General features: G+C 66.6%; 24 protein-coding genes and 1 pseudogene. 7 read left to right on the top strand and 18 right to left on the bottom strand.

Features of this window, described 5'->3' with window-relative positions; genetic code table 11:
* Positions 1-192 precede the first annotated feature (192 nt).
* A complete protein-coding gene (locus ABFP37_RS01860) occupies positions 193-660 on the top strand; it encodes a hypothetical protein (protein ID WP_347032553.1) in 468 nt (155 codons plus the stop codon).
* 9 nt (positions 661-669) lie between these two features.
* A complete protein-coding gene (locus tag ABFP37_RS01855) occupies positions 670-1,308 on the top strand; it encodes an SIMPL domain-containing protein (RefSeq protein ID WP_078026472.1) in 639 nt (212 codons plus the stop codon).
* Between the two features lie 31 nt (positions 1,309-1,339).
* Here the strand turns inward: ABFP37_RS01855 and ABFP37_RS01850 are convergent, their stop codons facing one another.
* Complete coding sequence (locus ABFP37_RS01850; protein ID WP_347032552.1) at positions 1,340-1,915, bottom strand: pyroglutamyl-peptidase I; 576 nt, start codon at positions 1,913-1,915, stop codon at positions 1,340-1,342.
* Between the two features lie 183 nt (positions 1,916-2,098).
* Between ABFP37_RS01850 and ABFP37_RS01845 the strand changes: the two genes are divergently transcribed.
* A complete protein-coding gene (locus ABFP37_RS01845; protein WP_347032551.1) occupies positions 2,099-3,235 on the top strand; it encodes an Rv2578c family radical SAM protein in 1,137 nt (378 codons plus the stop codon).
* A 96-nt stretch (positions 3,236-3,331) separates the two neighbouring features.
* Here ABFP37_RS01845 and ABFP37_RS01840 read toward each other — a convergent pair whose 3' ends face one another.
* The 4 genes from ABFP37_RS01840 to ABFP37_RS01825 all read right to left on the bottom strand — a co-directional run bounded on the left by ABFP37_RS01840 (position 3,332) and on the right by ABFP37_RS01825 (position 6,469).
* On the bottom strand, positions 3,332-4,135 hold the full coding sequence (locus ABFP37_RS01840; RefSeq protein WP_347032550.1) for a MetQ/NlpA family ABC transporter substrate-binding protein: 804 nt from the start codon (positions 4,133-4,135) through the stop codon (positions 3,332-3,334).
* Between the two features lie 47 nt (positions 4,136-4,182).
* Positions 4,183-4,848 carry a methionine ABC transporter permease gene (locus tag ABFP37_RS01835; RefSeq protein ID WP_347032574.1) on the bottom strand — a complete coding sequence of 222 codons (666 nt, stop codon included), beginning with the start codon at positions 4,846-4,848 and terminating at the stop codon, positions 4,183-4,185.
* A 32-nt stretch (positions 4,849-4,880) separates the two neighbouring features.
* Positions 4,881-5,861: an ATP-binding cassette domain-containing protein gene (locus ABFP37_RS01830; protein WP_078026467.1), complete on the bottom strand. Its 981-nt coding sequence runs from the start codon at positions 5,859-5,861 to the stop codon at positions 4,881-4,883.
* A 149-nt stretch (positions 5,862-6,010) separates the two neighbouring features.
* The gene (locus ABFP37_RS01825; protein ID WP_078026466.1) at positions 6,011-6,469 is read right to left on the bottom strand and encodes a (deoxy)nucleoside triphosphate pyrophosphohydrolase; all 459 of its coding nucleotides are present in this window, start codon (positions 6,467-6,469) and stop codon (positions 6,011-6,013) included.
* Between the two features lie 169 nt (positions 6,470-6,638).
* On the opposite strand from ABFP37_RS01825, the gene ABFP37_RS01820 reads away from it, so the two are divergent.
* Positions 6,639-7,847, top strand: coding sequence for an MFS transporter (locus tag ABFP37_RS01820; RefSeq protein ID WP_078026465.1), 1,209 nt, complete (start codon positions 6,639-6,641; stop codon positions 7,845-7,847).
* A 49-nt stretch (positions 7,848-7,896) separates the two neighbouring features.
* Here ABFP37_RS01820 and ABFP37_RS01815 read toward each other — a convergent pair whose 3' ends face one another.
* A complete protein-coding gene (locus ABFP37_RS01815) occupies positions 7,897-8,850 on the bottom strand; it encodes a cation diffusion facilitator family transporter (RefSeq protein ID WP_078026464.1) in 954 nt (317 codons plus the stop codon).
* Positions 8,851-9,080: 230 nt separating this feature from the next.
* Between ABFP37_RS01815 and ABFP37_RS01810 the strand changes: the two genes are divergently transcribed.
* The gene (locus ABFP37_RS01810; RefSeq protein WP_078026463.1) at positions 9,081-9,347 is read left to right on the top strand and encodes a GlsB/YeaQ/YmgE family stress response membrane protein; all 267 of its coding nucleotides are present in this window, start codon (positions 9,081-9,083) and stop codon (positions 9,345-9,347) included.
* A gap of 98 nt (positions 9,348-9,445) precedes the next feature.
* Here the strand turns inward: ABFP37_RS01810 and ABFP37_RS01805 are convergent, their stop codons facing one another.
* The 4 genes and pseudogenes from ABFP37_RS01805 to infC all read right to left on the bottom strand — a co-directional run bounded on the left by ABFP37_RS01805 (position 9,446) and on the right by infC (position 12,595).
* Positions 9,446-10,291: an RNA methyltransferase gene (locus ABFP37_RS01805; RefSeq protein ID WP_347032549.1), complete on the bottom strand. Its 846-nt coding sequence runs from the start codon at positions 10,289-10,291 to the stop codon at positions 9,446-9,448.
* Between the two features lie 238 nt (positions 10,292-10,529).
* Positions 10,530-10,886, bottom strand: a pseudogene (rplT, locus tag ABFP37_RS01800) (50S ribosomal protein L20); the annotation flags it as partial.
* A gap of 118 nt (positions 10,887-11,004) precedes the next feature.
* Positions 11,005-11,199 (bottom strand): 50S ribosomal protein L35, encoded by a 195-nt coding sequence (gene rpmI / locus ABFP37_RS01795; protein ID WP_009358635.1) that lies wholly within the window; start codon positions 11,197-11,199, stop codon positions 11,005-11,007.
* A 118-nt stretch (positions 11,200-11,317) separates the two neighbouring features.
* Complete coding sequence (gene infC / locus ABFP37_RS01790) at positions 11,318-12,595, bottom strand: translation initiation factor IF-3 (protein WP_347032548.1); 1,278 nt, start codon at positions 12,593-12,595, stop codon at positions 11,318-11,320.
* Between the two features lie 219 nt (positions 12,596-12,814).
* Between infC and ABFP37_RS01785 the strand changes: the two genes are divergently transcribed.
* Positions 12,815-13,201 (top strand): DUF1844 domain-containing protein, encoded by a 387-nt coding sequence (locus tag ABFP37_RS01785; protein WP_078026460.1) that lies wholly within the window; start codon positions 12,815-12,817, stop codon positions 13,199-13,201.
* A 94-nt stretch (positions 13,202-13,295) separates the two neighbouring features.
* Here ABFP37_RS01785 and ABFP37_RS01780 read toward each other — a convergent pair whose 3' ends face one another.
* The 8 genes from ABFP37_RS01780 to ABFP37_RS01745 all read right to left on the bottom strand — a co-directional run bounded on the left by ABFP37_RS01780 (position 13,296) and on the right by ABFP37_RS01745 (position 19,718).
* Complete coding sequence (locus tag ABFP37_RS01780; protein WP_078026459.1) at positions 13,296-14,597, bottom strand: MFS transporter; 1,302 nt, start codon at positions 14,595-14,597, stop codon at positions 13,296-13,298.
* Between the two features lie 60 nt (positions 14,598-14,657).
* Positions 14,658-15,569: an SseB family protein gene (locus tag ABFP37_RS01775; RefSeq protein ID WP_347032547.1), complete on the bottom strand. Its 912-nt coding sequence runs from the start codon at positions 15,567-15,569 to the stop codon at positions 14,658-14,660.
* Positions 15,570-15,581: 12 nt separating this feature from the next.
* On the bottom strand, positions 15,582-16,328 hold the full coding sequence (gene priA / locus ABFP37_RS01770; protein ID WP_078026457.1) for a bifunctional 1-(5-phosphoribosyl)-5-((5-phosphoribosylamino)methylideneamino)imidazole-4-carboxamide isomerase/phosphoribosylanthranilate isomerase PriA: 747 nt from the start codon (positions 16,326-16,328) through the stop codon (positions 15,582-15,584).
* Positions 16,329-16,423: 95 nt separating this feature from the next.
* Positions 16,424-16,582 (bottom strand): hypothetical protein, encoded by a 159-nt coding sequence (locus ABFP37_RS01765; RefSeq protein ID WP_185982300.1) that lies wholly within the window; start codon positions 16,580-16,582, stop codon positions 16,424-16,426.
* Positions 16,583-17,371: an imidazole glycerol phosphate synthase subunit HisH gene (gene hisH, locus ABFP37_RS01760; protein WP_078026456.1), complete on the bottom strand. Its 789-nt coding sequence runs from the start codon at positions 17,369-17,371 to the stop codon at positions 16,583-16,585. It abuts the gene before it with no gap.
* Positions 17,368-17,994, bottom strand: coding sequence for an imidazoleglycerol-phosphate dehydratase HisB (gene hisB, locus ABFP37_RS01755; protein WP_347032546.1), 627 nt, complete (start codon positions 17,992-17,994; stop codon positions 17,368-17,370). The genes hisH and hisB overlap by 4 nt, the downstream gene beginning before the upstream one ends.
* A gap of 59 nt (positions 17,995-18,053) precedes the next feature.
* The gene (locus ABFP37_RS01750; protein WP_347032545.1) at positions 18,054-19,172 is read right to left on the bottom strand and encodes a histidinol-phosphate transaminase; all 1,119 of its coding nucleotides are present in this window, start codon (positions 19,170-19,172) and stop codon (positions 18,054-18,056) included.
* 114 nt (positions 19,173-19,286) lie between these two features.
* A complete protein-coding gene (locus tag ABFP37_RS01745; protein ID WP_347032544.1) occupies positions 19,287-19,718 on the bottom strand; it encodes a LysM peptidoglycan-binding domain-containing protein in 432 nt (143 codons plus the stop codon).
* Positions 19,719-20,044: 326 nt separating this feature from the next.
* On the opposite strand from ABFP37_RS01745, the gene lexA reads away from it, so the two are divergent.
* Positions 20,045-20,794 carry a transcriptional repressor LexA gene (lexA, locus tag ABFP37_RS01740; RefSeq protein WP_078026452.1) on the top strand — a complete coding sequence of 250 codons (750 nt, stop codon included), beginning with the start codon at positions 20,045-20,047 and terminating at the stop codon, positions 20,792-20,794.
* Positions 20,795-20,857: the final 63 nt, after the last annotated feature.

Below are 20,857 nucleotides of genomic sequence, written 5' to 3'. Positions count from 1 at the left end.
CGGCGGCGCGTCCGTCACTGGCACGTCATTGCATGAAGTCATCCCTGACGTCACCCAATGACAAGGGCAGGCTCGCCGGCGGGTGGCCGGCAGGCGCTGTTCCCAGTCTAATTGACGGGGCCGGGCTGCCTGAACGCGGCGCCGGGCACCGCAGCCATGTTTACCGTGAGCGCCTGCCGCTAGCATGGCCTCATGACCCCGGGACAGCGGCTGCGGCAACTCGCGAACGTGCTGAATGGCTCCACGCCGCTTGGGCTGCTGCTGGCCACGCTGGCGCGAACCAGGACGGTGGACGGTCCGCGCGGCCTGGTGATAGCCACCGGTTACCGGTGGAGGCTGCCCTTCGCCGGGGCATTTACGGTGGGCAACGTGGTCATCTACCGCGCCGGCCCGGACGCAGCCTTGGCCAACCCGGTCCTCCTGCAGCATGAGGAACGGCACAGCACGCAGTACGCGTGGTGCCTGGGTGCTCCATTCCTCGTGTTCTACTTCCTGGCCGCCGCCTGGTCCAGGCTGCGGACCGGCGATCCGGCGTCGGGGAACCTCTTTGAACGCCGGGCCGGACTGGAAGCCGGCGGCTACCCGGATCGCAGGCGGCCCCGGCCGCCGCGGCGAACCGGCCGAACGTCCGGCGGCAACGCCGGCGGAACGGGGGCCTGAGTGGGTGGGTTGTCCAGGACCGTCACGGTCACGGGGACCGGAACGGCTGAGGCTGTCCCGGACCAGCTGACCATCTCCGTCGGTGTGGAATGCCGGAGGGAGAACGCCGGAGAGGCGTTCACGGCCGCAGGCGCGGCGTCCGCCGCGGTGGCAACGGCGCTGCGCGGCCACGGCGTCGACCACCGTGACATCAGCACGTCCGGCCTGAATGTCCGCGCCGATGTGATCTGGCAGGAGGGACAGGGCCAGAAAGTCACCGGCTATGTGGCGTCCAGCGTGCTGAGCGTGCGTCTCCGTAACGTGGCGGCCGCAGCCGAGAGCATAGCCGCGGCTGTGGAGGCCGGCGGGAACGACGTGAGGCTGGACGGGCTTCAGCTGGGCTTCACGGACGCGGCGGCCGTGACGGCGTCGGCGCGGGAGGCGGCCTGGCAGGACGCCGCGTCCTCGGCTGCGCAGTTCGCCGCACTGGCCAATGCGGAGCTGGGCGACGTCGTGACCGTCTCAGAGCACCCCGCGTCCTCCGCCCCCGTCCCGGTGGCAAAGATGGAGCCCGCGTTTGCCACCGACGCGGTGGCCGTGGAAGCGGGTACGGCCGCTGTGAGCGTCACCATCACGGTGCAATGGGGGCTGCGGCAGCGGACGGGCTGACTTGGCTGAAGCGCCCCGGCGAGTGGCTGAGCTAGTGGGTACTGCCCGCTGCCAGCTTCGGGTCCGGCCGCTGCGCCAGTGAAGCGCGGACGACGACGGCGATCGCCTCCGCCATCGATTCCAACGGCATCGACGGGGCGGCGCTTCCTTCCGGCACCTGACCGGTTTCAAACGGGACGTGGACGAACCCGCCGCGGACGCCGGGTCGCGACGCGAGCGCGTGCATCAATGCATAGAAGGTGTGGTTGCAGACGTAGGTTCCCGCCGTCTGCGAAACCTCCGCGGAAAATCCGGCCGTGGTCACGGCCAGGAGCGCCGCCTTCACCGGCAGTGAGCTGAAGTACGCGGCCGGCCCGTCCGCAACGACCTGGCAGTCCACCGGTTGGTTGCCGGCGTTGTCCGGAATCGGCGCGTCTTCGCAGTTGATGGCGATCCGCTCGAGGGATACCCGGTCGCGGCCTCCCGCCTGGCCAATGCACACCACCAGCTCCGGCTCGAGCGCATCGAGGGCATTGCCGAGGGCAGTGGCCGCGGCACCGAAGACACACGGCAGCTCCACCGCCTCCACGGCCAGGCCTTCTCCCCGGAGTATGGTCCGGGCATGCACGGCCGCCCCCCACGACGGGTTTGCGGCGTGGCCGCCAAAGGTTCAAACCCGGTGAGCAGGATCATGGACCAAGCGTAGCGTCCCGCCCTCCATCGATGCCGGGCGGCCGGCAGGTCCAGCAGAACCGCGAAACACCGGCCACGGACCTTGACTTAAATTCGAACATACCTTCGAATGGAGTGCATGAGATGGGACGCACAGGCACTCAGACCCAGGCTCGGCGAGCAGCCGGGAGAACAAGGATCCAACAGCACGGGCACCGCCGCCCCTGCCGCGGAACCGCTGCTGCCACTGGCCGGGCTTGTGCGGTCCGTCTCCACCCCTGAATTTGCCGGGGTCACCTTCCATGAGGTCACTGCCAAATCGGTGCTCAACAAGGTGGCTGCCGGTTCGCGGATGCCCTTCGAGTGGACGGTCAACCCGTACCGCGGCTGCAGCCACGCGTGCGTCTACTGCTTCGCCCGCAAGAGCCACACTTATCTGGACTTCGACGCCGGCCTGGATTTCGACAGCCAGGTGGTGGTCAAGATCAACGCCGCTGAAGTCCTGCGCAAGGAGCTGGCCAAACCCTCGTGGGGGCGGCAGCACGTCGCCCTCGGAACCAACACCGACCCCTACCAGCGTGCCGAGGGCCGCTACAGCCTGATGCCGGGAATCATCGGGGCACTGGCCGACTCCGGCACTCCCTTGTCCATCCTGACCAAGGGGACCCTGCTAGCCCGCGACATTCCACTGCTGAAGCACGCGGCCGCCCAGGTCCCGGTGGGCATCGGGATCTCGCTGGCCATGACGGACGAGCGGCTCTCGGAAGCCGTGGAACCCGGCACCCCCGGGCCGCGGGCCCGGCTCAAGCTCGTATCGCGGCTTCGCGACGCCGGGCTGCCGTGCGGGGTGATGGCCATGCCGATCCTGCCCTGGCTGTCGGATAGCGACGAAGCCCTGGACTCCCTGTTCGGCGCCCTGGCCTCCGCCGGCGCCACCGGAGTCACGGCCGGAGCTCTCTACTTGAAACCCGGCACGCGCGAATGGTTCATGCAGTGGATCGCCGCGCGCCACCCGGAACTGGCCGGACGGTACCGCAGGCTGTACGGCACAGGCTCCTACGCGTCAAAGGAATACCGTGAGTGGCTTGCAGGCAGGATCCGCTACTTCAAGGCCCGCCATGGTTTTTCCGGTTCACACGGGTTCAGCCACCGCGACGTCGACGATCCCCGCGGCGAAGAGGCGCAGTACCCGGCCGGCAGCATACCCCTGGACGGTGCCGGCAGGGCGGCCCAGGCCGGTGCTGCGCCCGCAGCTTCCCAGCCGACACTTTTCTGAACGGAAGTACCCCCGGGGACTGCCAGGCCGCAAAACAGACAACGAAGGGCAGGACGCTGAACCGTCCTGCCCTTCGCCAGTTCCTGCCGGCCGGTACTAGCTGGCCGGAATGACCAGGCCCCTGTACTTTTCCTGGAGGAAGTCCTTCATGTCCTGCGACGTGAGGATCTTGTAGAGCTTCTGCACGCGGGGATCGTCCTTCATTTCAGACTTGACCGCGAGAACGTTGTAGTAGGCGCTGTCCTTGCCTTCGACGAGGAGCTGCTTGTCGGCGGTGAGGCCGGCCGGAAGGGCGAAAGCCAGCGTGACGATCGCGGCGTCCTTGTCGTTGAGCGCCTGCGGAAGGCTGGCGTTTTCAATCTCGGTGAACTTCAGGTTCTTCGGGTTCGCCTTGACGTCCTTGAGCGTGATGGGGTTCTCGGCGACCTCGATGAGCCCCTTGGACGCGAGCAGCTTCAGCGCGCGCGACTCGTTCGTGGGGTCGTTGGGGATCGCCACTGACGCGCCGGCGGGGAGTGCGTCCAGGCTCTTCACGTCATTGGAGTACAGGGCCATCGGCGGCAGGTACACCTTGCCCACGCTCACCAGGTCCTTGCCGGAGGCCTTGTTGTATGTCGCGAGGAATGTGGTGTTCTGGAAAAGGTTTGCGTCGATGTCGCCGTCACTGACGGCGGGGTTCGGCGTGTTGTAGTCGCTGAACTCCTTGTAGTCGACCGTGAGGCCTTCCTTGGAGGCGAGCTCCCGCTGGACGTGCTTGAGCATGTCGCCGGCGGGCACCGCGAGGGCACCGACCTTGATGGTTCCCGAAGGTGCGGATGAGCCTCCGCTTCCGCAGGCGGAGAGGGCAAGGATGGCGGCCGCGCCGAGTGCGGCCGCCTTGAGGATGTTCGATCGGATCATGGTTTTCTTTCGGAGATGGAGCGGTGGGGATGAAAGCGGGGAGGAGGTCAGCGGTGGGAAAGCCTGCGGGCGGCGAAGTTTCCCAGGGACTGGAACAGCTGGACGAGCAGGACAAGCAGGATGACGACGCCGAACATGTACTCGGGGCTGTAGCGCTGGTAGCCGTAGCGGAAGGCAACATCGCCCAGGCCGCCGCCGCCGACGGCACCGACCATCGCCGAGTATCCGATCAGCCCCACCACCGTGGTGGAGAGACCCAGCGCCAGGGCGGGCACGGCCTCGGCGACGAGGACCTTGGTGAGGATGGTCCACCGCGCGGCACCCAGTGATTGGGCGGCTTCGACCAGGCCGGTCGGCACCTCGCGGATGCCGATTTCGACGAGCCTGGCGAAGAAGGGCACGCCGGCAATCGTGAGCGGGACAATGGCAGCAGTGGGGCCGATAAACGATCCCACCAGCAGGCGGGTGAAGGGGATGAGCAGGATCATCAGGATGATGAAGGGAATGGAGCGCCCCATGTTCACGAGGACGTCGAGGACCCGGTTGAGCGCAATTCCGAGAATCCGGCTTCCGAACGGCTTGCCGAGCAGCCCGCCTGCCTCCGTCGTGACAAGCAGCACGCCGACTGCGAGGCCGAAGACAATTGTCAGCAACAGGCTCACGCCCACCGTGTAGAACGTCTCCCCCGCGCCTTTGAGGATGGTGTCCAGCAGGTCGGCCCAGAAATAGGGGTCGTTGCGGTCGATCACTTGATTACCTCCACGAAAAGTCCCTGCGAACGCAGGTCGGCAACAGCAGCGTCGACGGTTTCCTGGTCACCGGGAAGTTCCAGCCGGGTCCGGCCGGTCTGGCGCCCGTGGATGGTTTCCACGGCGGCACCGAGGATCCCGACGTCGAGCCCGTGCTGGCGCGCCAGCTGGGCGATCACCGGGCGGTCGGTCGGGATGCCGGTGAAGGTGATTTCGACAACCGAGCCCGAGGTTTCGGGGATTTCGCCCAACGGAAAGAGCGCCTGTCCGAGCAGGGACTTCTCGGTGGTCAGGAGTTTCTCGACCGGCCCCTGCTCAAGGATCCGGCCCTGGCTCATGACGGCCGCGGAATCACAGATTCTCTTGACCACGTCCATCTCGTGCGTGATCAGCAGCACTGTCAGCCCGAGGTCCTTGCTGAGCTGGCGGATCAGGTCCAGGATCTGGCGTGTGGTTTCGGGGTCCAGCGCGGAGGTGGCTTCGTCGCTCAGCAGCACGGTCGGGTTGGACGCCAGCGCGCGGGCGATCCCGACGCGCTGCTTCTGGCCGCCGGACAGCTGCGCGGGGTACGCGGCGGCTTTGCCCTGCAGCCCCACCAGTTCAAGGATCTCGAGGGCGCGCCGGCGGCGTTCGCTGCGGCCCGCGCCAGTGATTTCCAGTGAGAGTTCAACGTTGGCCTTCACGGTCCGGCTGCTGAGCAGGTTGAAGTGCTGGAAGATCATGCCGATGTCGTGGCGTGCTCGCCGCAGTTCGGTGCCCGCCAGACTCGTCATGTCCCTGCCCGCAACGTGGACACTTCCGGAGTCCGGCTGTTCCAGCGAGTTGATCGTACGGATCAGCGTGCTCTTTCCGGCACCACTTTGGCCGACGACGCCGAAAATCTCGCCCCGTTCCACGGTCAGCGTCACATCGTCAAGGGCGCGGACCTGCGAGGCCCCGGAGCCATAGCTCTTGACGACGCGGCTCACCGAGATCATGGGGCTCCTTTTAAGAATGCGTGGCAGTCCCCGTCGGAGATGTCCAAGGGGTGGACGCAGCGGCGGCGTCCAGCATATAGATTCTGCCAAGGCGCACACAGCCGCCCCAAATCCGAACAATACGCACGAATATGCGGCCGGGGGGCCAGTTAATTCCGGCGGATGGAGTCGGCGCGCACCGGGGCGGCCAGTGTTTTGAGCAGCGCCCGGACAATGGGGAGGTCCGCCGGGATCCACGGCAGCGTGAGAGCATCGTCACACTCACGGAGGCTGACCCACTGGAGTTCGTCATGGTCCTCGAGCGGAAGGGGCTCGCCCCCTGCGATCTCCGCGAACCACACGCGCATGGAAGCGCGCTCATTCAGCGGCCACCCCGTGCCGTCCGGAGCCTGCAGTTCAGCGCCCAGCCGGACGGTTATGCCCAGCTCCTCGTGAAGTTCCCGGTGCAGCGCAACCTCGGGGGCCTCGCCGGGTTCCACCTTGCCGCCGGGAAATTCCCACATGCCGGCAAACTGCGGGGGTGCCGTCCTCCGCGCGACGAGGAGCCGGCAGGGATCCGCCAGAGAATCAAGGACGGCGCCGCCCACCACCTGGATAAGTTCAGTCACGGCCCCAGTCTATGGGGCGCCATGCGGCAGAATGGAAAGAGCGGGAATACCGGCCGCGCCTTCGCCGTTGAAAATTCAGATCCAAAAATACGATTTGTTGCGCGCTTTTGCCGGTCCCGCCCGGCCCGCTGAGGCGGTTCACCACCTTACGTTCGCGAAAAGAAGGCACATGACGACCACTGTTACCGCGCCCGGCAAACTCAAGTCCGGCGCCACCCACCCGGGACTGGCCATCCTTGCCCTGGCCATGGGAGGCTTCGGCATCGGAGTCACGGAGTTCGCCATGATGGGGCTGCTCAAAGAGGTTGAGCTGGGGCTGGGCATCAGCACGCCGGAGGCCGGCCACCTGATCTCGGCCTACGCCCTGGGCGTCGTCATCGGCGCTCCCCTGCTGGCGGCCGTCGGCGCGAAGCTTCCGCGCAAGCACCTGGCGCTGGGCCTCATGCTGTTCTTCAGCGTCGCCAATCTGACGTCGTTCATCGCCCCCGATTACGGAAGCATGCTGGTGTCGCGCTTCGCCGCCGGGCTGCCGCACGGTGCGTTCTTCGGCGTGGCGGCCGTCATTGCGGCCTCACTCGTGGCACCCACAAAGCGGGGCTGGGCCATCTCGATGGTCATGGCCGGACTGACCGTTTCCAATGTCATCGGCGTACCCTTCGCCACGTGGCTCGGCCAGGCCTTCGGCTGGCGGCTGCTCTTCGTCCTGGTGGGAGCGCTCGGGCTGGTCACCCTGGCGCTGATCTGGCGGTTCGTCCCGTTCCAGACGGTGCACGCCGACGCCAGCATCCGCAGGGAACTGGGCGCGCTCAAACGCCCGCAGGTCTGGCTCGCCCTGATGATCGGCGTCGTCGGGTTCGGCGGGTTCTTCGCTACCTACACCTACATCGCCCACACCATGACGTCCGTAGCCGGCATCCCGTCGGCGCTGCTGCCGTTCGTTGTGGCCCTCTATGGCCTGGGAATGGTGGCAGGCAATATTGTGGGAGGCCGGATCGCGGACAAATCCGTCATGGGAACCATCTACCGGGTCCTGCCCGCCATCGCGGTTGCCCTGGTCGTTTACGCCGTCGCTGTGCACTGGCCGTGGTCGGCATTCGTGATGGTCTTCGTCGTGGGAGCGGCCGGTTCCATGCTGGTCCCGGCGCTGCAGACCCGCCTGCTGGACGCGTCGCCGGACGCGCCGTCGCTGGCGTCCTCGCTCAACCACGCGGCATTGAACGTGGCGAACGCCCTGGGCGCCTTCCTGGGCGGCCTGGTCATCGCCTGGGGCTGGGGCTATGTCGCGCCCGCCCTCGTGGGGGCCGTGCTCGCCGTTCTGGGACTCGGCGTCGCGGTCCTCAGCGGCATGCTGGAACGTAAAAAGCCGCTGACCGCGTAACCAAGGGGCACGCGGCCAGCGGCCGGAAGACGGGATGGCGCCCGGGGTGTCAGGCTCCGGAGTCCCCCGCGAACGCCTGTCCGCTGGGCAGTTCAGCACGGTGCACGTCCGGCTCAAGGTAGATGACCCTGGCAATCGGCACGGCCGTGCGGATACGCGCTTCGGCGGCGTCAATGAGCCTGGCGATGTCCAGTCCGGACTCCGCGGCACCCACGGTGATCTTGGCGGCCACGAGCAGTTCCTCGGGCCCGAGGTGGAGGGTCTTGAGGTGGATGATGCCCGTCCCGTCGGACTCGATGGCCGCCCTGATCTTGGCAACGTCGTCCCGCGTCGCGGATTCACCCAGCAGCAGCGATTTCGTCTCCATGGCCAGGATGACGGCGATGGCCACGAGCAGCAGCCCGATCATGCCCGTGCCGAGTGCATCCCAGATGCCGTTCCCCGTGATCAAGGTCAGGCCGACGCCGAAGAGCGCAAACACAAGGCCAAGCAGTGCGCCCAGGTCTTCCAGCAGGATCACGGGCAGCTCGGGCTGTTTGGCGTTCCGCACGAACTTGACCCAGGTCTGGTTGCCGCGGATGTGGTTCGATTCGACGATGGCCGTCCGGAACGAGAAGGACTCAGCGATGATCGCGCCCACCAGCACGGCGAGCGGAACCCACCAGAAGTCGCCCTCGATGGCGTGCGGGTGCTGGATCTTTTCCCACGCCTCATACAGGGCAAACAGGCCGCCGACGCTGAACAGCACAATCGAGACGATGAACGCGTAAATGTAACGTTCGCGGCCGTAGCCAAAGGGGTGTTCCTCGCTGGCAGCCTTCTGGGCACGCTTTCCACCCACGAGCAGCAGGAGCTGGTTTCCGGAGTCGGCCACCGAGTGGATGGCTTCGGCCAGCATGGAGGACGACGTCGTCAGAATGAATGCGACGAACTTCAAGACAGCGATGGTCAGGTTTGCAGCCAGAGCCGCGACGATCGCCTTGGTACCGCCAGTTGCAGCCAAGGGAACTTCACCTCTTCACAGGAAATTACAAGGGAATGGATAGGCCGCCTACCGCAGCCGTCTAGTAAATACCGTACCCGGCCGGTCCGCGGCAGTGCACCAGGCATGACGCGCTGGCGCCACGAAAACCTTGAAACTAAGCGTGCTGACAAATAATCGTGCGCTGTGTTAGCTTGAAGCCATATCGGGACTGACACGAATCGATCCCGACGAATATGAAGGAGGAGACAATGGGTTTTCTTGCTTGGATTATTCTCGGCCTGATCGTAGGCGCAATTGTTAAGGCCGTTATGCCCGGTAGGGTTGGCGGCGGCTGGGTCACCAGCTTGGTATTGGGCGTCGTAGGCGCCATCGTTGGTGGCTGGATCGGCAGCCTTCTCTTCGGCAAGGGTGACCTGGCGTTCTTCGACCTCGGCACCTGGATCCTCGCCATTATCGGCGGCTTGGTAGTCGCCGGTGTCTACGGGGCCATCACCGGCCGCAACCGGACCACCTAAGACCACGAGGCGCTGGTCAGCCGGAAGGCATGCCAGCTGCACATAGGAAAGCGGGGACCCACCAGCCGGTGGGTCCCCGCTTTTCTTGCGCCGGGCGCTTACTTAGGCCCGGACGGGACCGGCTGCTGGGAACGGGCACTCGCGTAAAGGCAGACGGTGGCCGCGGTGCCGAGGTTCAGGCTTTCGGCTTCCCCATAGACCGGCACGGCCACCCGGTGGTCGGCCAGCGCGATCTCGTCCTCGGACAGGCCTTGGGCCTCGTTGCCGAAGAGCCAGGCCGTGGGGCTCTCCAGCGCATATACCGACTCGGCCGCCGAGGCCCCCAGGCGGCGGGCCGCGTTCTCGTCCTGGAGACGGTCCAGGTTCAGCTGGCCTTGGCCGTCCGCCGCGAGGACCCCGATGCCGCGTTCCTTGCAGCGGGCCACCAGGTCCCCGACCTCAGCGCCGAGCACCACGGGCAGGTGGAAGAGGGATCCGGCCGTCGAGCGCACGGCCTTGGGGTTATAGATGTCAACGCTGGAGGCTGTCAGGATGACGGCGTCGGCGCCGGCCGCGTCGGCCGCCCGGAGCACGGTTCCGGCGTTGCCGGGGTCGCGGACCTGGCACAGCACGGCAACCAGCTGCGGGCCGGCGTCGAGCACCTGCTCGAGGCCTACATCCAGGAAACCGCAGACCGCGAGAATGCCCTGCGGGGTGACCGTATCCGCCATCGCGGCCAGCACTTCGTCGGTGGCAAGGTATGCCGTGGTGCCCTCGGCGAGTGTCTCCAGATCCGGGTGCCGGTCCAGGCAGGACTCGCTTGCGTAGACCTCATAGACGATGCCGGGTTCCCCCGCGGCAACCCGCTTCTGATGCAGCGTCAGGGCTTCGCGCACGGCCTGCGGCCCCTCGGCCAGGAACTCGCGGCGCTTTAAACGGGCCGGGCGCCCGGCAAGCTGTGCCACCTTCCTCACCCGATCAGCTCGGGGGTTGGAAAGCGGAAAGTCTTGCGGGCGCCCGGTTTCGTTCATATAAGAACCTTAGTGGCAGTTGCCACCCGTCCTTGAACCACCTGTTGCTGTACTACTCGGCAGCGGCTGCAGCCGGCTTCTTCGCAGCAGTCTTCTTGGCGGCAGGCTTCTTAGCAGCCTTTGCCTTGGGAGCCGCAGCAGCTTCAGCCTTGACGGCGGGAGCGGACGTGTCGGCGGGCAGGGAGTCCTTGGCGACCTTGACCAGCGCGGCGAAGGCGTTGGCGTCGGAGACAGCCAGCTCGGCCAGCATGCGGCGGTCAACCTCGACCTCAGCGGCCTTCAGGCCCTGGATCAGTCGGTTGTAGGTCAGTCCGTTGGCGCGGGATGCAGCGTTGATGCGCTGGATCCACAGGCGGCGGAAGTCGCCCTTCTTCTTCTTGCGGTCACCGTAGCTGTACACAAACGAGTGCAGCAGCTGCTCTTTGGCCTTGCGGTACAGGCGTGAGCGCTGTCCACGGTAACCTTTGGCGCGTTCGAGGATAACCCGGCGCTTCTTGTGGGCGTTTACCGCCCGCTTCACACGTGCCACGTGCGTACTCCTTCAAAAATCTGCTCCCAAGCGTCTACTGCCGGTAACCCGGCCGGCCTGAGAAGGCTTATTGGTAGTTGACTGGTGCCAGGTGGCAGTCAGTCAGAATGCTTGGAAATTAGATGCCGAGCATCTTCCGGATGACCTTGGCGTCGCCCTTGAAGACGATCTTGTCGCCGGCGAGGCGGCGGGTCAGCCTGGAGGACTTGTGCTCGAGGTAGTGGCGGCGGTTGGCCTGCTGGCGGCGCAGCTTGCCGCTGCCGGTCAGCTTGAAGCGCTTCTTAGCACCACTGTGGGTCTTCATCTTCGGCATGGGAACCGATCTCCTAACGTATCCGCGGACAATGTCCGCAGTTCTTTCGTGCAGCCGCCCCTGCGGGCGGCATGCTGGTTGCTGACTGCCTGAAGGCGATACCTTCCGCAGTTGTGAACTAAGTGGTCTTCTTGCCTGCCGGCTTCGGCGTGGCACGCGGCGCGGGGCGCGCAGCGGGCTTCGGCGCGGCCGGCCTGGCCACCGGCTTGGGCGGAGCAGGAACAGCTGCAGGCTTCGGCGCTGCCGGAGCAGCCTTCTCAGCCTCTGCCGCCTTCGGAGCAGCAGGTGCTGCCGCCTTCGGTGCCACCGGCGCTGCAGCCTCGGGAGCAGCCGCCTTCGGAGCAACAGGTGCTGCCGCCTTGGGCGCAGCGGTTGCTGCCTTGGGAGCAGCCGCTGCGGGAGCCTCGCGCTTCGGCTCGGCCTCCTTGACAGCCTTGGGTGCTTCCGCCTTCGGGGCTTCAGCCTTCGGTGCTTCAGCCTTCGGTGCTTCCTCGGCGGGAGCTTCGGCAGCCGGAGCCGCTTCGGCCGGAGCCGAAGGCGCTTCGACGGCGGCTTCCGGAGCGGCCGTCTCAGCTGCTGCCGGGGCGTCCTGCACGGTTTCCTCCGTGGAAACCTGGAAGCCTTCCGGCAGAAGGTCGGCGAGCGACTGTGTCAGCGGTGCCTGATCGTCACCCGAGGTGTCGACGCGGCCCGATGCCTTCGCTTCGTTCTGGGCCTTGGCTTCGGCACGCTGCGTTGCACGGCGGGCTTCGGCCTTGGCCTCCGCCTTGTTCTTCAGCGGACCGATCACCATGACCATGTTGCGGCCATCGATGCGCGGGCTCGACTCAACCACGCCAACTTCATTGACGTCTTCGGCGAAGCGCTGGAGCAGGCGCAGGCCCATTTCGGGGCGCTGCTGTTCGCGGCCACGGAACTGGATCATGGCCTTGACCTTGTCCCCGGCTCCAAGGAAGCGCAGGGCGTGGCCGCGCTTGGTCTCGTAGTCGTGGGTGTCGATCTTCAGGCGGAACCGGATTTCCTTCAGAACCGTGTTGGTCTGGTTCTTGCGGGCCTCACGGGCCTTGACTGCGGCCTCGTACTTGTACTTGCCGAAGTCCATCAGCTTGCACACCGGAGGCTTGGCCTGCGGTGCAACTTCAACGAGATCAAGATCGGACTCGGCAGCCAGACGCAGGGCATCCTCAATACGGACGATTCCTACCTGTTCGCCGGCAGGGCCGACCAGCCGCACCTCAGGGACGCGGATACGCTCATTGATTCTTGGCTCGCTAATGTTAAAGCTCCTGTGTTCGTGATGGGTATTCCACCGGCAAAATAGAGAAGGCCCCCAATTGCCGGAGCAATCGAAGGCCTCGAGGATCGGATGCGCAGGCCCCGCAGGGACTGCACGCACTTTCCCAGGCTCCTGCCTGATGAAAACGCCCGACCTTTACCCGGCAACCTTGCTTCCCGTAACTACTCGGAAAAACGGCTGACGCGGGTGGGAGAGAACTCCGCTTGCAAACTGAATGTCAATTCTACAGAAAGATTCCCGCTTCCCGCACATTGCGGGCAGTGGGTCTCATCCACGGCAAAATAACGACATCCAGTCGGTCTGTGACAAGCTTACCGTATGAGCACTCCAGACAGTAATTCACACGTTTACCAGGCCGCCGGAGACCAGGCCGATGTTTCCCAGCAGGTCCGCGACATCTCCGAGGTTCCGGCCATCGAGGTCATCACCACTGCCGCCGTGCACCTCATGAGCGCCGCCGCCGTGAAACTCGGCCTGGCTGCCGAAGAGAACGCAGAAGAACTCAAGGACCTGGACGAGGCCCGGAAGCTCATCACGGCCCTCGCCGGCCTGGTGACCGCAGCCGCTCCGGAGATCGGTTCCCAGCACGCCGGACCGTTGCGTGACGGCCTCCGCTCCCTGCAGCTCGCCTTCCGTGAAGAGTCGATCATCCCCGATCCTCCGGGCAAGGGCCCGGGCGAAAAGTACACCGGAGCAGTTAACTAAGTCCCACGAAGACATATCACGACGACGGCGGGCTGACCTTGGGAGGTCGGCCCGCCGTCGTTCTGTCTCGCGGGCAGTCGCGTCTGGCGCCCTCTTAGGCCATGGCCGCGCGCCGCCGGCGGCGGCGCTGCAGGGTGAGTCCGACGGCGCACAGCAGGACGCCGGCCACCCCCACCGAAACGAACCCGCCCCACGGCCCGACGCCGTCGATGAACACCCCGGCGAGCGGGGCACCCAGGGCGACGCCGGCAGTGAGCGCGGATCCGTACCAGCCCATCGCCTCACCGCGCCGTGCCTCGTCCACGAGGTCAGCGACTTTTTCCGAGGCGGCCGAGAGCACCGGCGCGCAGAGGAGGCCCGGGAGCAGGGCGAGCAGGCTCAGCGTCAGCGTGTCTGTGGCGAAGCCCATGGGGATGGTCAGCGCCGCCATGCCCAGGAGCAGGAGGATCGGCGACACCGGGCGGTGCATGGCACCGTAGATGAGGCCGCCGATGACCGAAGCGGCACACCAGAAGAGGAAGACAATCCCGATTTCGCTTTGATGCCCGCCGGTCTCCAGCGCGGCAACGATGCCCACATCGGTGCCGCTCAGCACCATGCCCGCCCCGGAGGCGACGGCAAAGACCGCGGCAACGGACGCGGTGAACCAGCTGAAGTTGTGGGCCACCTTGCGCCGGATACCTGCACGGCGGCGGCTGCCGGCGGCCGCGGGCCCGAGCTCGGCAGCAGCTTCCTGCAGGTGGGCGGGGGCGGCCGCCACGACGGCAACCTCGGCGGCCTCCTGCTCGTCCGCCTCGCATGCCTCATCGCGGCCAGCGCTGCGGGTGGGCGGGTTGAACCACATCAGAAAAAGCCCGGCCAGGGATGTGGAGACGCCGACGATCGTCAGTCCGAGGACCGAATGTCCGCTCGTGGCGACGATCGCTCCTGCGGCCGGCCCGATCATGAACACCACCTCGGTGCTGATGGCGTCCAGGGCGAAGGCGGTCCTGCGCTGGTCACCGTCCGCCAATACGCCCAGCGATTGGCGGACAACGCTAAAAATGGGAAGTGTGAGCAGTCCCCCGACGAAGACGAGCGGCAGCAGCCACTGGTAGGAGACGTGCGGCACGATGGACCAGATGACGGTCTCGGAAACGACGGACGGGATGAGGGCTGTCCGGAGTCCGGCCGTGTCCACGCGCCGCCCCCGCCACGGGGCGCCGAGGGCAATGCCGATGGTCATGACGGCCGCTGCTGCCCCGGCAGCGGCGTAGCCCTCTCCCAGGGTCAGAACGATGTGCAGGGTCAGGAGCACGCCGGCCGCCGAATGGGGAATGCGCGCGATCATGCCGACGACCAGGAGGCGCCGGATGGGCCTGACGGCCAGCAGCTCCCGGTACAGGGTGAAATTCACAGGTAGGTCCTTAGTTCCGCGGCCGGGCAGCAGCAGGACGGACCATCTGGGGACCGCCGGTTACTCCGCGGCGCGCCTTAGCTTGACTTCGATCGAGTCAACACGCTCACCAAACAATACATTCCGGCTCCAGTCGTTTTGGAGGCCGGCGACGAGGGACTGGACCGCGGCGGCATCGAGCCCGTCCTCAAGGTAGAGCACCACGCGCAGTTCCGGCCCGGGCCCGCCACCGTCAATCCGAACGCCTGAGGCCGTTGCTGCTGCCACGCCTGCGCCGGGGAGGACTTCCAGGCCGCGGACCGCCGGCCGGGTTTTCGCGGCCGAGCGCAGCAGGGCCGCCAGCTCTGCGTCACGGTAGGCGGGAATCCACTGCTTCTGCTGGGCAAGTGCCCAGACGGCCGGTCGCCGCACCACGAAGGTGACCTCGGATCCCGGATCCACGACCAGCAACTCGGCGCCTTCGGCCACGGCGGACAGCGCCGCCCGTGCCGCGTAGACCGCAACGGGCCTCGCGTCGGGATGCCACGCGGCCAGGGCCCCGGCCGAGCTGAACACCGGCATCGCGAGCCGGCCGTCGGGCGCCTTCAGCGTCACGAGTGCCATGTCGGCCTGCTTGTCGGCATGCAGCCCGTCCACGCCCTCGGCTTCCTCGGCCAACTGGGCCACAATCGGCACGAAAACGCGCGCCGTGGCCAGGGAAGCGACGACGGCGGCTTCGTCGCCGTCGGCGGTGAGGAGGGCCGAAACGGCGGCGAGATACCCTGTGTCCGCTGTGCCGTCGTCGTCCTCGAAGTTGTGGATGCTGGCGTTCTCACCCTCAAGACTGCGGCCCGCCCACGGCCGGCCGGCAGAATCCGTGAGGCCGCCGGCGCCCGCAAGGGCAGCCTGGATGTGCCCGGGAAGGCGGCGTGCCGGAGGCTGTTCCTCCTGCGCGCCTGCCCCACCTTCGGGCGTCAGCCTGTGCTCGGCCATGACATGCGCCGCCTAGCGGCGGCCGGCGACATCGAGGGCCTGCGGCAGGGTGAATGCCCCGGCGTACAGGGCCTTGCCGACGATGGCACCCTCGACGCCGAGCGGAACCAGCGAGCGGAGGACCTTCAGGTCGTCAAGGCTGGAGATGCCGCCGGACGCCACCACGGGCTTGCCGGTTTTCTCGACCATCTGCCGCAGTAGTTCGACGTTGGGGCCCTGGAGGGTGCCGTCCTTGGTCACATCGGTGACCACGTAACGGGCGCAGCCGGCCTCCTCGAGGCGGCCCAGGACGTCCCAGAGGTCGCCGCCTTCCTTGGTCCAGCCGCGGCCGGCCAGCGTGGTGCCCCGGACGTCCAGTCCGACGGCGATCCTGTCGCCGAAGCGCTCGATGGCCCGCGCCGTCCAGTCCGGATTTTCCAGCGCGGCCGTGCCGAGGTTCACGCGGGCCACGCCCAGGTCCAGCGCCTTTTCCAGCGACTCGTCATCGCGCAGGCCGCCGGACAGCTCCACGTTGATGTCCAGCCGGCCCACCACCTCGCGCAGGAGTTCGGCGTTGGAGCCGCGGCCGAACGCAGCGTCCAGATCCACCAGGTGGACCCATTCCGCGCCCTGCTCCTGCCAGTTGAGGGCCGCCTCCAGCGGCGTGCCGTAGCTCGTCTCGCTGCCCGCTTCACCTTGGACCAGGCGGACAGCCTGGCCGTTCACGACGTCGACTGCGGGGAGCAGCTCCAGTACAGGAAGCTCGGTTTGGCTGATCATCTCGTGTCCTCAGTTCTCGTGTAGCGCTGATTTCCATGGAGCGCGGTTGTGGCGTGAAGCGCTGTTGTGCCGCCGGTGGTTCCGGAGGCCGCCGGTTATTGGCCGGGCAAGGTCAGCAGGTACGCCGCCAGCAGCGACATTCCTGCCAGCACGTAGAACCCGATCTGCGTCCAGAGCGGCTTGTTCTGCTGCCGGAAGGACAGCGCGCCGCCCGCCAGCAGGCCGGCGAGGCCCATCAGCACGATGGACCACATCTAGGCGTCCGCCGCTGGGGTTGCCGGGGTGGTGTCGGCCGGCGTGGCGCCCGACGCGGACGCTGCGTGCCGCTGGTGGTGGCTGCGGAGCCCTTCCACCCAGTTCTTCAGGAGCCTCGCGCCGGCATCGCCCGACTTTTCCGGGTGGAACTGGGTGGCGCACAGCGGTCCGTTTTCGACGGCGGCGATGAAGGGCGCGCCGTGCTCCGACCACGTCACGAGCGGAGGGGCCATGCGGGGCTGCACGACGTCGAAGTCCCACCTCTGGACACCGTAGGAGTGCACGAAGTAGAAGCGCTCGGACTCCACGCCCTCGAAGAGCTTGGAGCCTTCCGGAACCTTTACGGTGTTCCAGCCCATGTGCGGAACGACGTCTGCGGGCAGGAGTTCCACCTTGCCGGGCCACTCCCCCATGCCTTCAGCTTCGGTTCCGTGTTCGACGCCGGCCTCGAACAGCACCTGGAGGCCCACGCAGATGCCCAGGACCGGCCGGCCGCCTGCTACGCGGCGGCCGATCATCCTGATGGCGTCCACTGCCTTGAGCTCGCGCATCACGGTCTCGAAGGCGCCGACACCAGGAACAAGCAGCCCGTCCGCATTGAGGACGTCTTCGGGCTTGGAACTCAGGATGACCTCGGCGCCGGCGCGCTCGAGGGCACGGACGGCGGAACGGACATTGCCGGAGCCGTAGTCCAGGACAGTGACGGTCGGCTTCCCCTCCGGGGAGGCCGGCCTGACGGTGGCCGAGGGATCGATGATGGCGCCCTCCCGCAAGACCTTGCCGGTCACAGGGCACCCTTGGTGGACGGAATGCCTTCCACTCGGGGGTCCGGTTCCACGGCTGCGCGCAGCGCCCTGGCGAAGGCCTTGAACTGGGCCTCGACAATGTGGTGCGGATCGCGGCCGGCGATGACGTTCATGTGCAGGCAGATGCCGGCGTGCAGTGTGATGGCCTCGAAGACGTGCCGGGTCAGGGATCCCGTGAAGTGGCCCCCGATCAGGTGGTACTCCTGCCCCGCGGGCTCTCCCCCGTGCACCAGGTACGGGCGGCCGGAAACGTCCACCACGGCGCGCGCAAGGGCTTCGTCCAGCGGCACCGTGGCCTCGCCGAAGCGGCGGATGCCCGCCTTGTTGCCGAGTGCGGTGCGCAGTACTTCGCCGAACGTGATGGCGACGTCTTCGACGGTGTGGTGCACGTCGATGTGGATGTCGCCGGTGGCCTTGACGGTCATGTCGATGAGTGAGTGCTTGCACAGCGCGGTCAGCATGTGGTCGTAGAACGGGACCGAGGTGCTGATGTCCGACACTCCGGTGCCGTCGAGGTTAATCTCCACCAGGACGGAAGATTCGCTGGTGGCACGCTCCAGGCGTGCAGTCCGGGTCCCGGCAGCCTTGATTCCGGTGTCGCTCATGGTGATAGGTGTCCTTTTGACGAAGGAGGGTTCAGACGTTGCTTGGTCTACGCTCAAGTTTAGGCCGGAAGGGCAGCCCGGCTGGCCAGGATGCTTTCCAGCGCCTCCAGGAATGCTGTGGTTTCCGTCTCAGTTCCTGCCGTGACCCGCAGGTGCCCGGGGATGCCGACGTCCCTGATCAGCACGCCCGCGTCCAGCAGGGCCTGCCAGACTTCGTGCGGGTTTTCGAGGCCGCCGAAAAAGACGTAGTTGGAGTCAGATGCCGCCGGCCGCAGCCCCATCCGCGTCAGTTCGGCGACGATGCGGTCGCGCTGCAGTTTGATGTCCTCGACGTCGGCCATGAGCGCCTCGCGGTGGTGCAGCGCCGCGAGGGCGGTGGCCTGGGTGATGGCCGACAGGTGGTAGGGCAGGCGCACGAGGCGCAGGGCGTCGGCCACTTCCGGTGCCGCCGCCATGTAGCCGAGCCGCGCGCCGGCGAGGGCGAATGCCTTGCTCATGGTCCGGGACACGATGAGCCGCTCCCGGCCCGGCAGCAAGGTGAGAGCGCTTGGCGTGCCGTCGTGGGCAAACTCATGGTAGGCCTCGTCCACGATCACAATGGTCTGGCTGGCCTCGCCGGCTTCGTAGACGTCCTCCACCACGTCCAGGCCGAGGCCGGTGCCGGTGGGGTTGTTGGGTGAGCACAGGAACACAATGTTCGGCTGCAGCTCGCGGACCTGGCGTGCAGCGTCCTCAGCGCTCAAGCCGTAATCCCCGGCGCGCTTGCCGACAATGTAGCCGGTGTCCGTTCCGCTGGCGAGCAGCGGGTACATGGAGTACGTGGGCGGGAACCCGAGCGCCGTACGCCCCGGCCCGCCGAAGGCCTGCAGAATCTGCTGGAGCACTTCGTTGGAGCCGTTGGCTGCCCAGATATTTTCGGCGCCGAGCCCGTGGCCGAGGTACTCGGCGAGGGCTTCCCGGAGTTCGGTGAATTCGCGGTCCGGGTAGCGGTTGAGGCCCGCGGCGGCCTCGGTCACGGCCACGGCGATGGCGGCCCTGACATCGGCCGGCACGCCATGAGTGTTCTCGTTGACGTTGAGCAGGATGGGGACGTCAAGCTGCGGCGCACCGTAGGGTGTCAGCCCCCGCAGGTTGGTCCGGAGGGGCAATCGGTTAAGTCGCTCAAGCTGGTCACTCACTGGAACAGTTTAAGTGCCACGGGCGGCGGGCCTGAAACTGTGACGATCTGGCGGGGTCCGGACCACCGTGTCGGTCGAAGCAAACCGGACGCCCGGCGTCCAAACACACGCTGGCTACTTGGACGGAACAAACAGCTGCTGGCCCGGCATAACCCTGCCGCCATCCAGATCGTTCAGCTGGACGATATCCGCGATGACGTCGCGCGGGTCGCGGCCGGGGTCCACCGCCCCGGCAATGGCCCACAAGGACTCCCCTGGCTGGACCGTCACGGACACCGTCGGCGTGACTGCCAGCTCGCTGGCGATGTCGGCCGCCTTGGCCGGGGAGTTCAGCAGGCCGGCCAGCGACAGCAGAAGTGCGGCCAGCAGTACGAGCGGCAGGCCAATCAGGACGATCCGGCCGCGGCGCGTGAGACGCAGCCGCGGCGGCTTGACCGGCCGGCCGCTGACCGGCGCACTACGCCGGTCACTGTGCCGGAAACTCTGCCGCGCCGCCGTTTCCATACCCTGCGGAAGTGAGCACTGAACTGTTGTTGAAGCTGACATGACCTGAGCCCTCCTGGACCAATCTGTGCTGCCCGGTTTGCGCCTGTCCACCGGCCGATCGCCGGGATATTCGAATAACCCGCACACTCGACTGCTTGACTAGAACACATGTTCGAACTTTGCTTTCCTCAGTTTTAGCACTTATCAACGAATTAAGTCGAGACTCGCTAGAACAAATGTTTGAAAAAGCCGTAGGGCTGGCCTACGTTGGGAATCAAAGAACAACCACATCTGCAGTTGATCAGCAGGGTCTGACAATTTCAGTCCGGAAGTTCCCGGCAACTGCAGCCACGGATGCCGGGTGGAATGGAAAGGCGTTGGCAAACATGGCAGCACAAGCCTCCGGCGGCACGGCTCCCCAGCGCAGCCAGCGGTCTCAGCGGACACCCAAGGGACTCACTGTCCGCCAGAAGCGGATCCTGGAAACGATCCAGCGGTCAGTCAACGAGAACGGCTATCCGCCGTCGATGCGCGAAATTGGCGACACCGTCGGCCTGGCCAGCCTGTCCAGCGTCACCCACCAGCTCTCGCAGCTGGAAAAGCTCGGTTACCTGCGGCGCGATCCCAAGCGCCCGCGGGCCATGGAAGTCCTCATGCCGCTCACCCTGGACGCGGGCGCAGCAAAGGCCCCGGGGGCCTCGAAGGACGCCGCGCTCCACAGCGTGGGAGGCGGAACCGTCTCTGAACTGCCCAGCGCCATGGACACGGCCATGGTGCCGCTGGTCGGCCGGATTGCAGCAGGCGGGCCCATCCTCGCGGACCAGGTCGTGGAGGAGCTCATGCCCCTGCCCCGCCAGCTCGTCGGCCATGGCGAACTCTTCATGCTGAGGGTGGCCGGCGATTCCATGGTGGATGCCGCCATCTGCGACGGCGACTGGGTGGTGGTCAGGCGGCAAAGCGACGCCGTCAACGGCGACATCGTTGCCGCCCTGCTCGACGACGAAGCGACCGTCAAGACCTTCCGGCAGCGGGACGGCCACACCTGGCTGCTTCCGCAAAACACCCAGTACGAACCGATCCTGGGCGACCACGCCGTGGTCATGGGCAAAGTGGTCTCAGTGCTGCGTTCGCTCTAGCCCCACCCGTCTGCGCCCGGCTACGCCTCAACGATGCCGCCCGTATCCCGGCCGGCTATAAGT

The sequence above is a fragment of the Burkholderia sp. RS01 genome (assembly GCF_039748055.1).
Taxonomy (GTDB): domain Bacteria; phylum Actinomycetota; class Actinomycetes; order Actinomycetales; family Micrococcaceae; genus Arthrobacter.
Note: the sequence above shows the minus strand (reverse complement) of the source record. Positions and strands in the feature narration are given on the sequence as shown.

What these genes read in the sequence shown, in the direction of transcription:
- ABFP37_RS01860 (WP_347032553.1), top strand. Translation starts at nt 193, where the DNA reads ATGACCCCGGGACAGCGGCTGCGGCAACTCGCGAACGTGCTGAATGGC.
- ABFP37_RS01845 (WP_347032551.1), top strand. Translation starts at nt 2,099, where the DNA reads ATGAGATGGGACGCACAGGCACTCAGACCCAGGCTCGGCGAGCAGCCG.
- ABFP37_RS01840 (WP_347032550.1), bottom strand. Translation starts at nt 4,135, where the DNA reads ATGATCCGATCGAACATCCTCAAGGCGGCCGCACTCGGCGCGGCCGCC.
- ABFP37_RS01830 (WP_078026467.1), bottom strand. Translation starts at nt 5,861, where the DNA reads ATGATCTCGGTGAGCCGCGTCGTCAAGAGCTATGGCTCCGGGGCCTCG.
- ABFP37_RS01820 (WP_078026465.1), top strand. Translation starts at nt 6,639, where the DNA reads ATGACGACCACTGTTACCGCGCCCGGCAAACTCAAGTCCGGCGCCACC.
- ABFP37_RS01810 (WP_078026463.1), top strand. Translation starts at nt 9,081, where the DNA reads ATGGGTTTTCTTGCTTGGATTATTCTCGGCCTGATCGTAGGCGCAATT.
- rpmI (WP_009358635.1), bottom strand. Translation starts at nt 11,199, where the DNA reads ATGCCGAAGATGAAGACCCACAGTGGTGCTAAGAAGCGCTTCAAGCTG.
- ABFP37_RS01785 (WP_078026460.1), top strand. Translation starts at nt 12,815, where the DNA reads ATGAGCACTCCAGACAGTAATTCACACGTTTACCAGGCCGCCGGAGAC.
- ABFP37_RS01775 (WP_347032547.1), bottom strand. Translation starts at nt 15,569, where the DNA reads ATGGCCGAGCACAGGCTGACGCCCGAAGGTGGGGCAGGCGCGCAGGAG.
- priA (WP_078026457.1), bottom strand. Translation starts at nt 16,328, where the DNA reads ATGATCAGCCAAACCGAGCTTCCTGTACTGGAGCTGCTCCCCGCAGTC.
- ABFP37_RS01765 (WP_185982300.1), bottom strand. Translation starts at nt 16,582, where the DNA reads ATGTGGTCCATCGTGCTGATGGGCCTCGCCGGCCTGCTGGCGGGCGGC.
- hisB (WP_347032546.1), bottom strand. Translation starts at nt 17,994, where the DNA reads ATGAGCGACACCGGAATCAAGGCTGCCGGGACCCGGACTGCACGCCTG.
- ABFP37_RS01745 (WP_347032544.1), bottom strand. Translation starts at nt 19,718, where the DNA reads ATGTCAGCTTCAACAACAGTTCAGTGCTCACTTCCGCAGGGTATGGAA.
- lexA (WP_078026452.1), top strand. Translation starts at nt 20,045, where the DNA reads ATGGCAGCACAAGCCTCCGGCGGCACGGCTCCCCAGCGCAGCCAGCGG.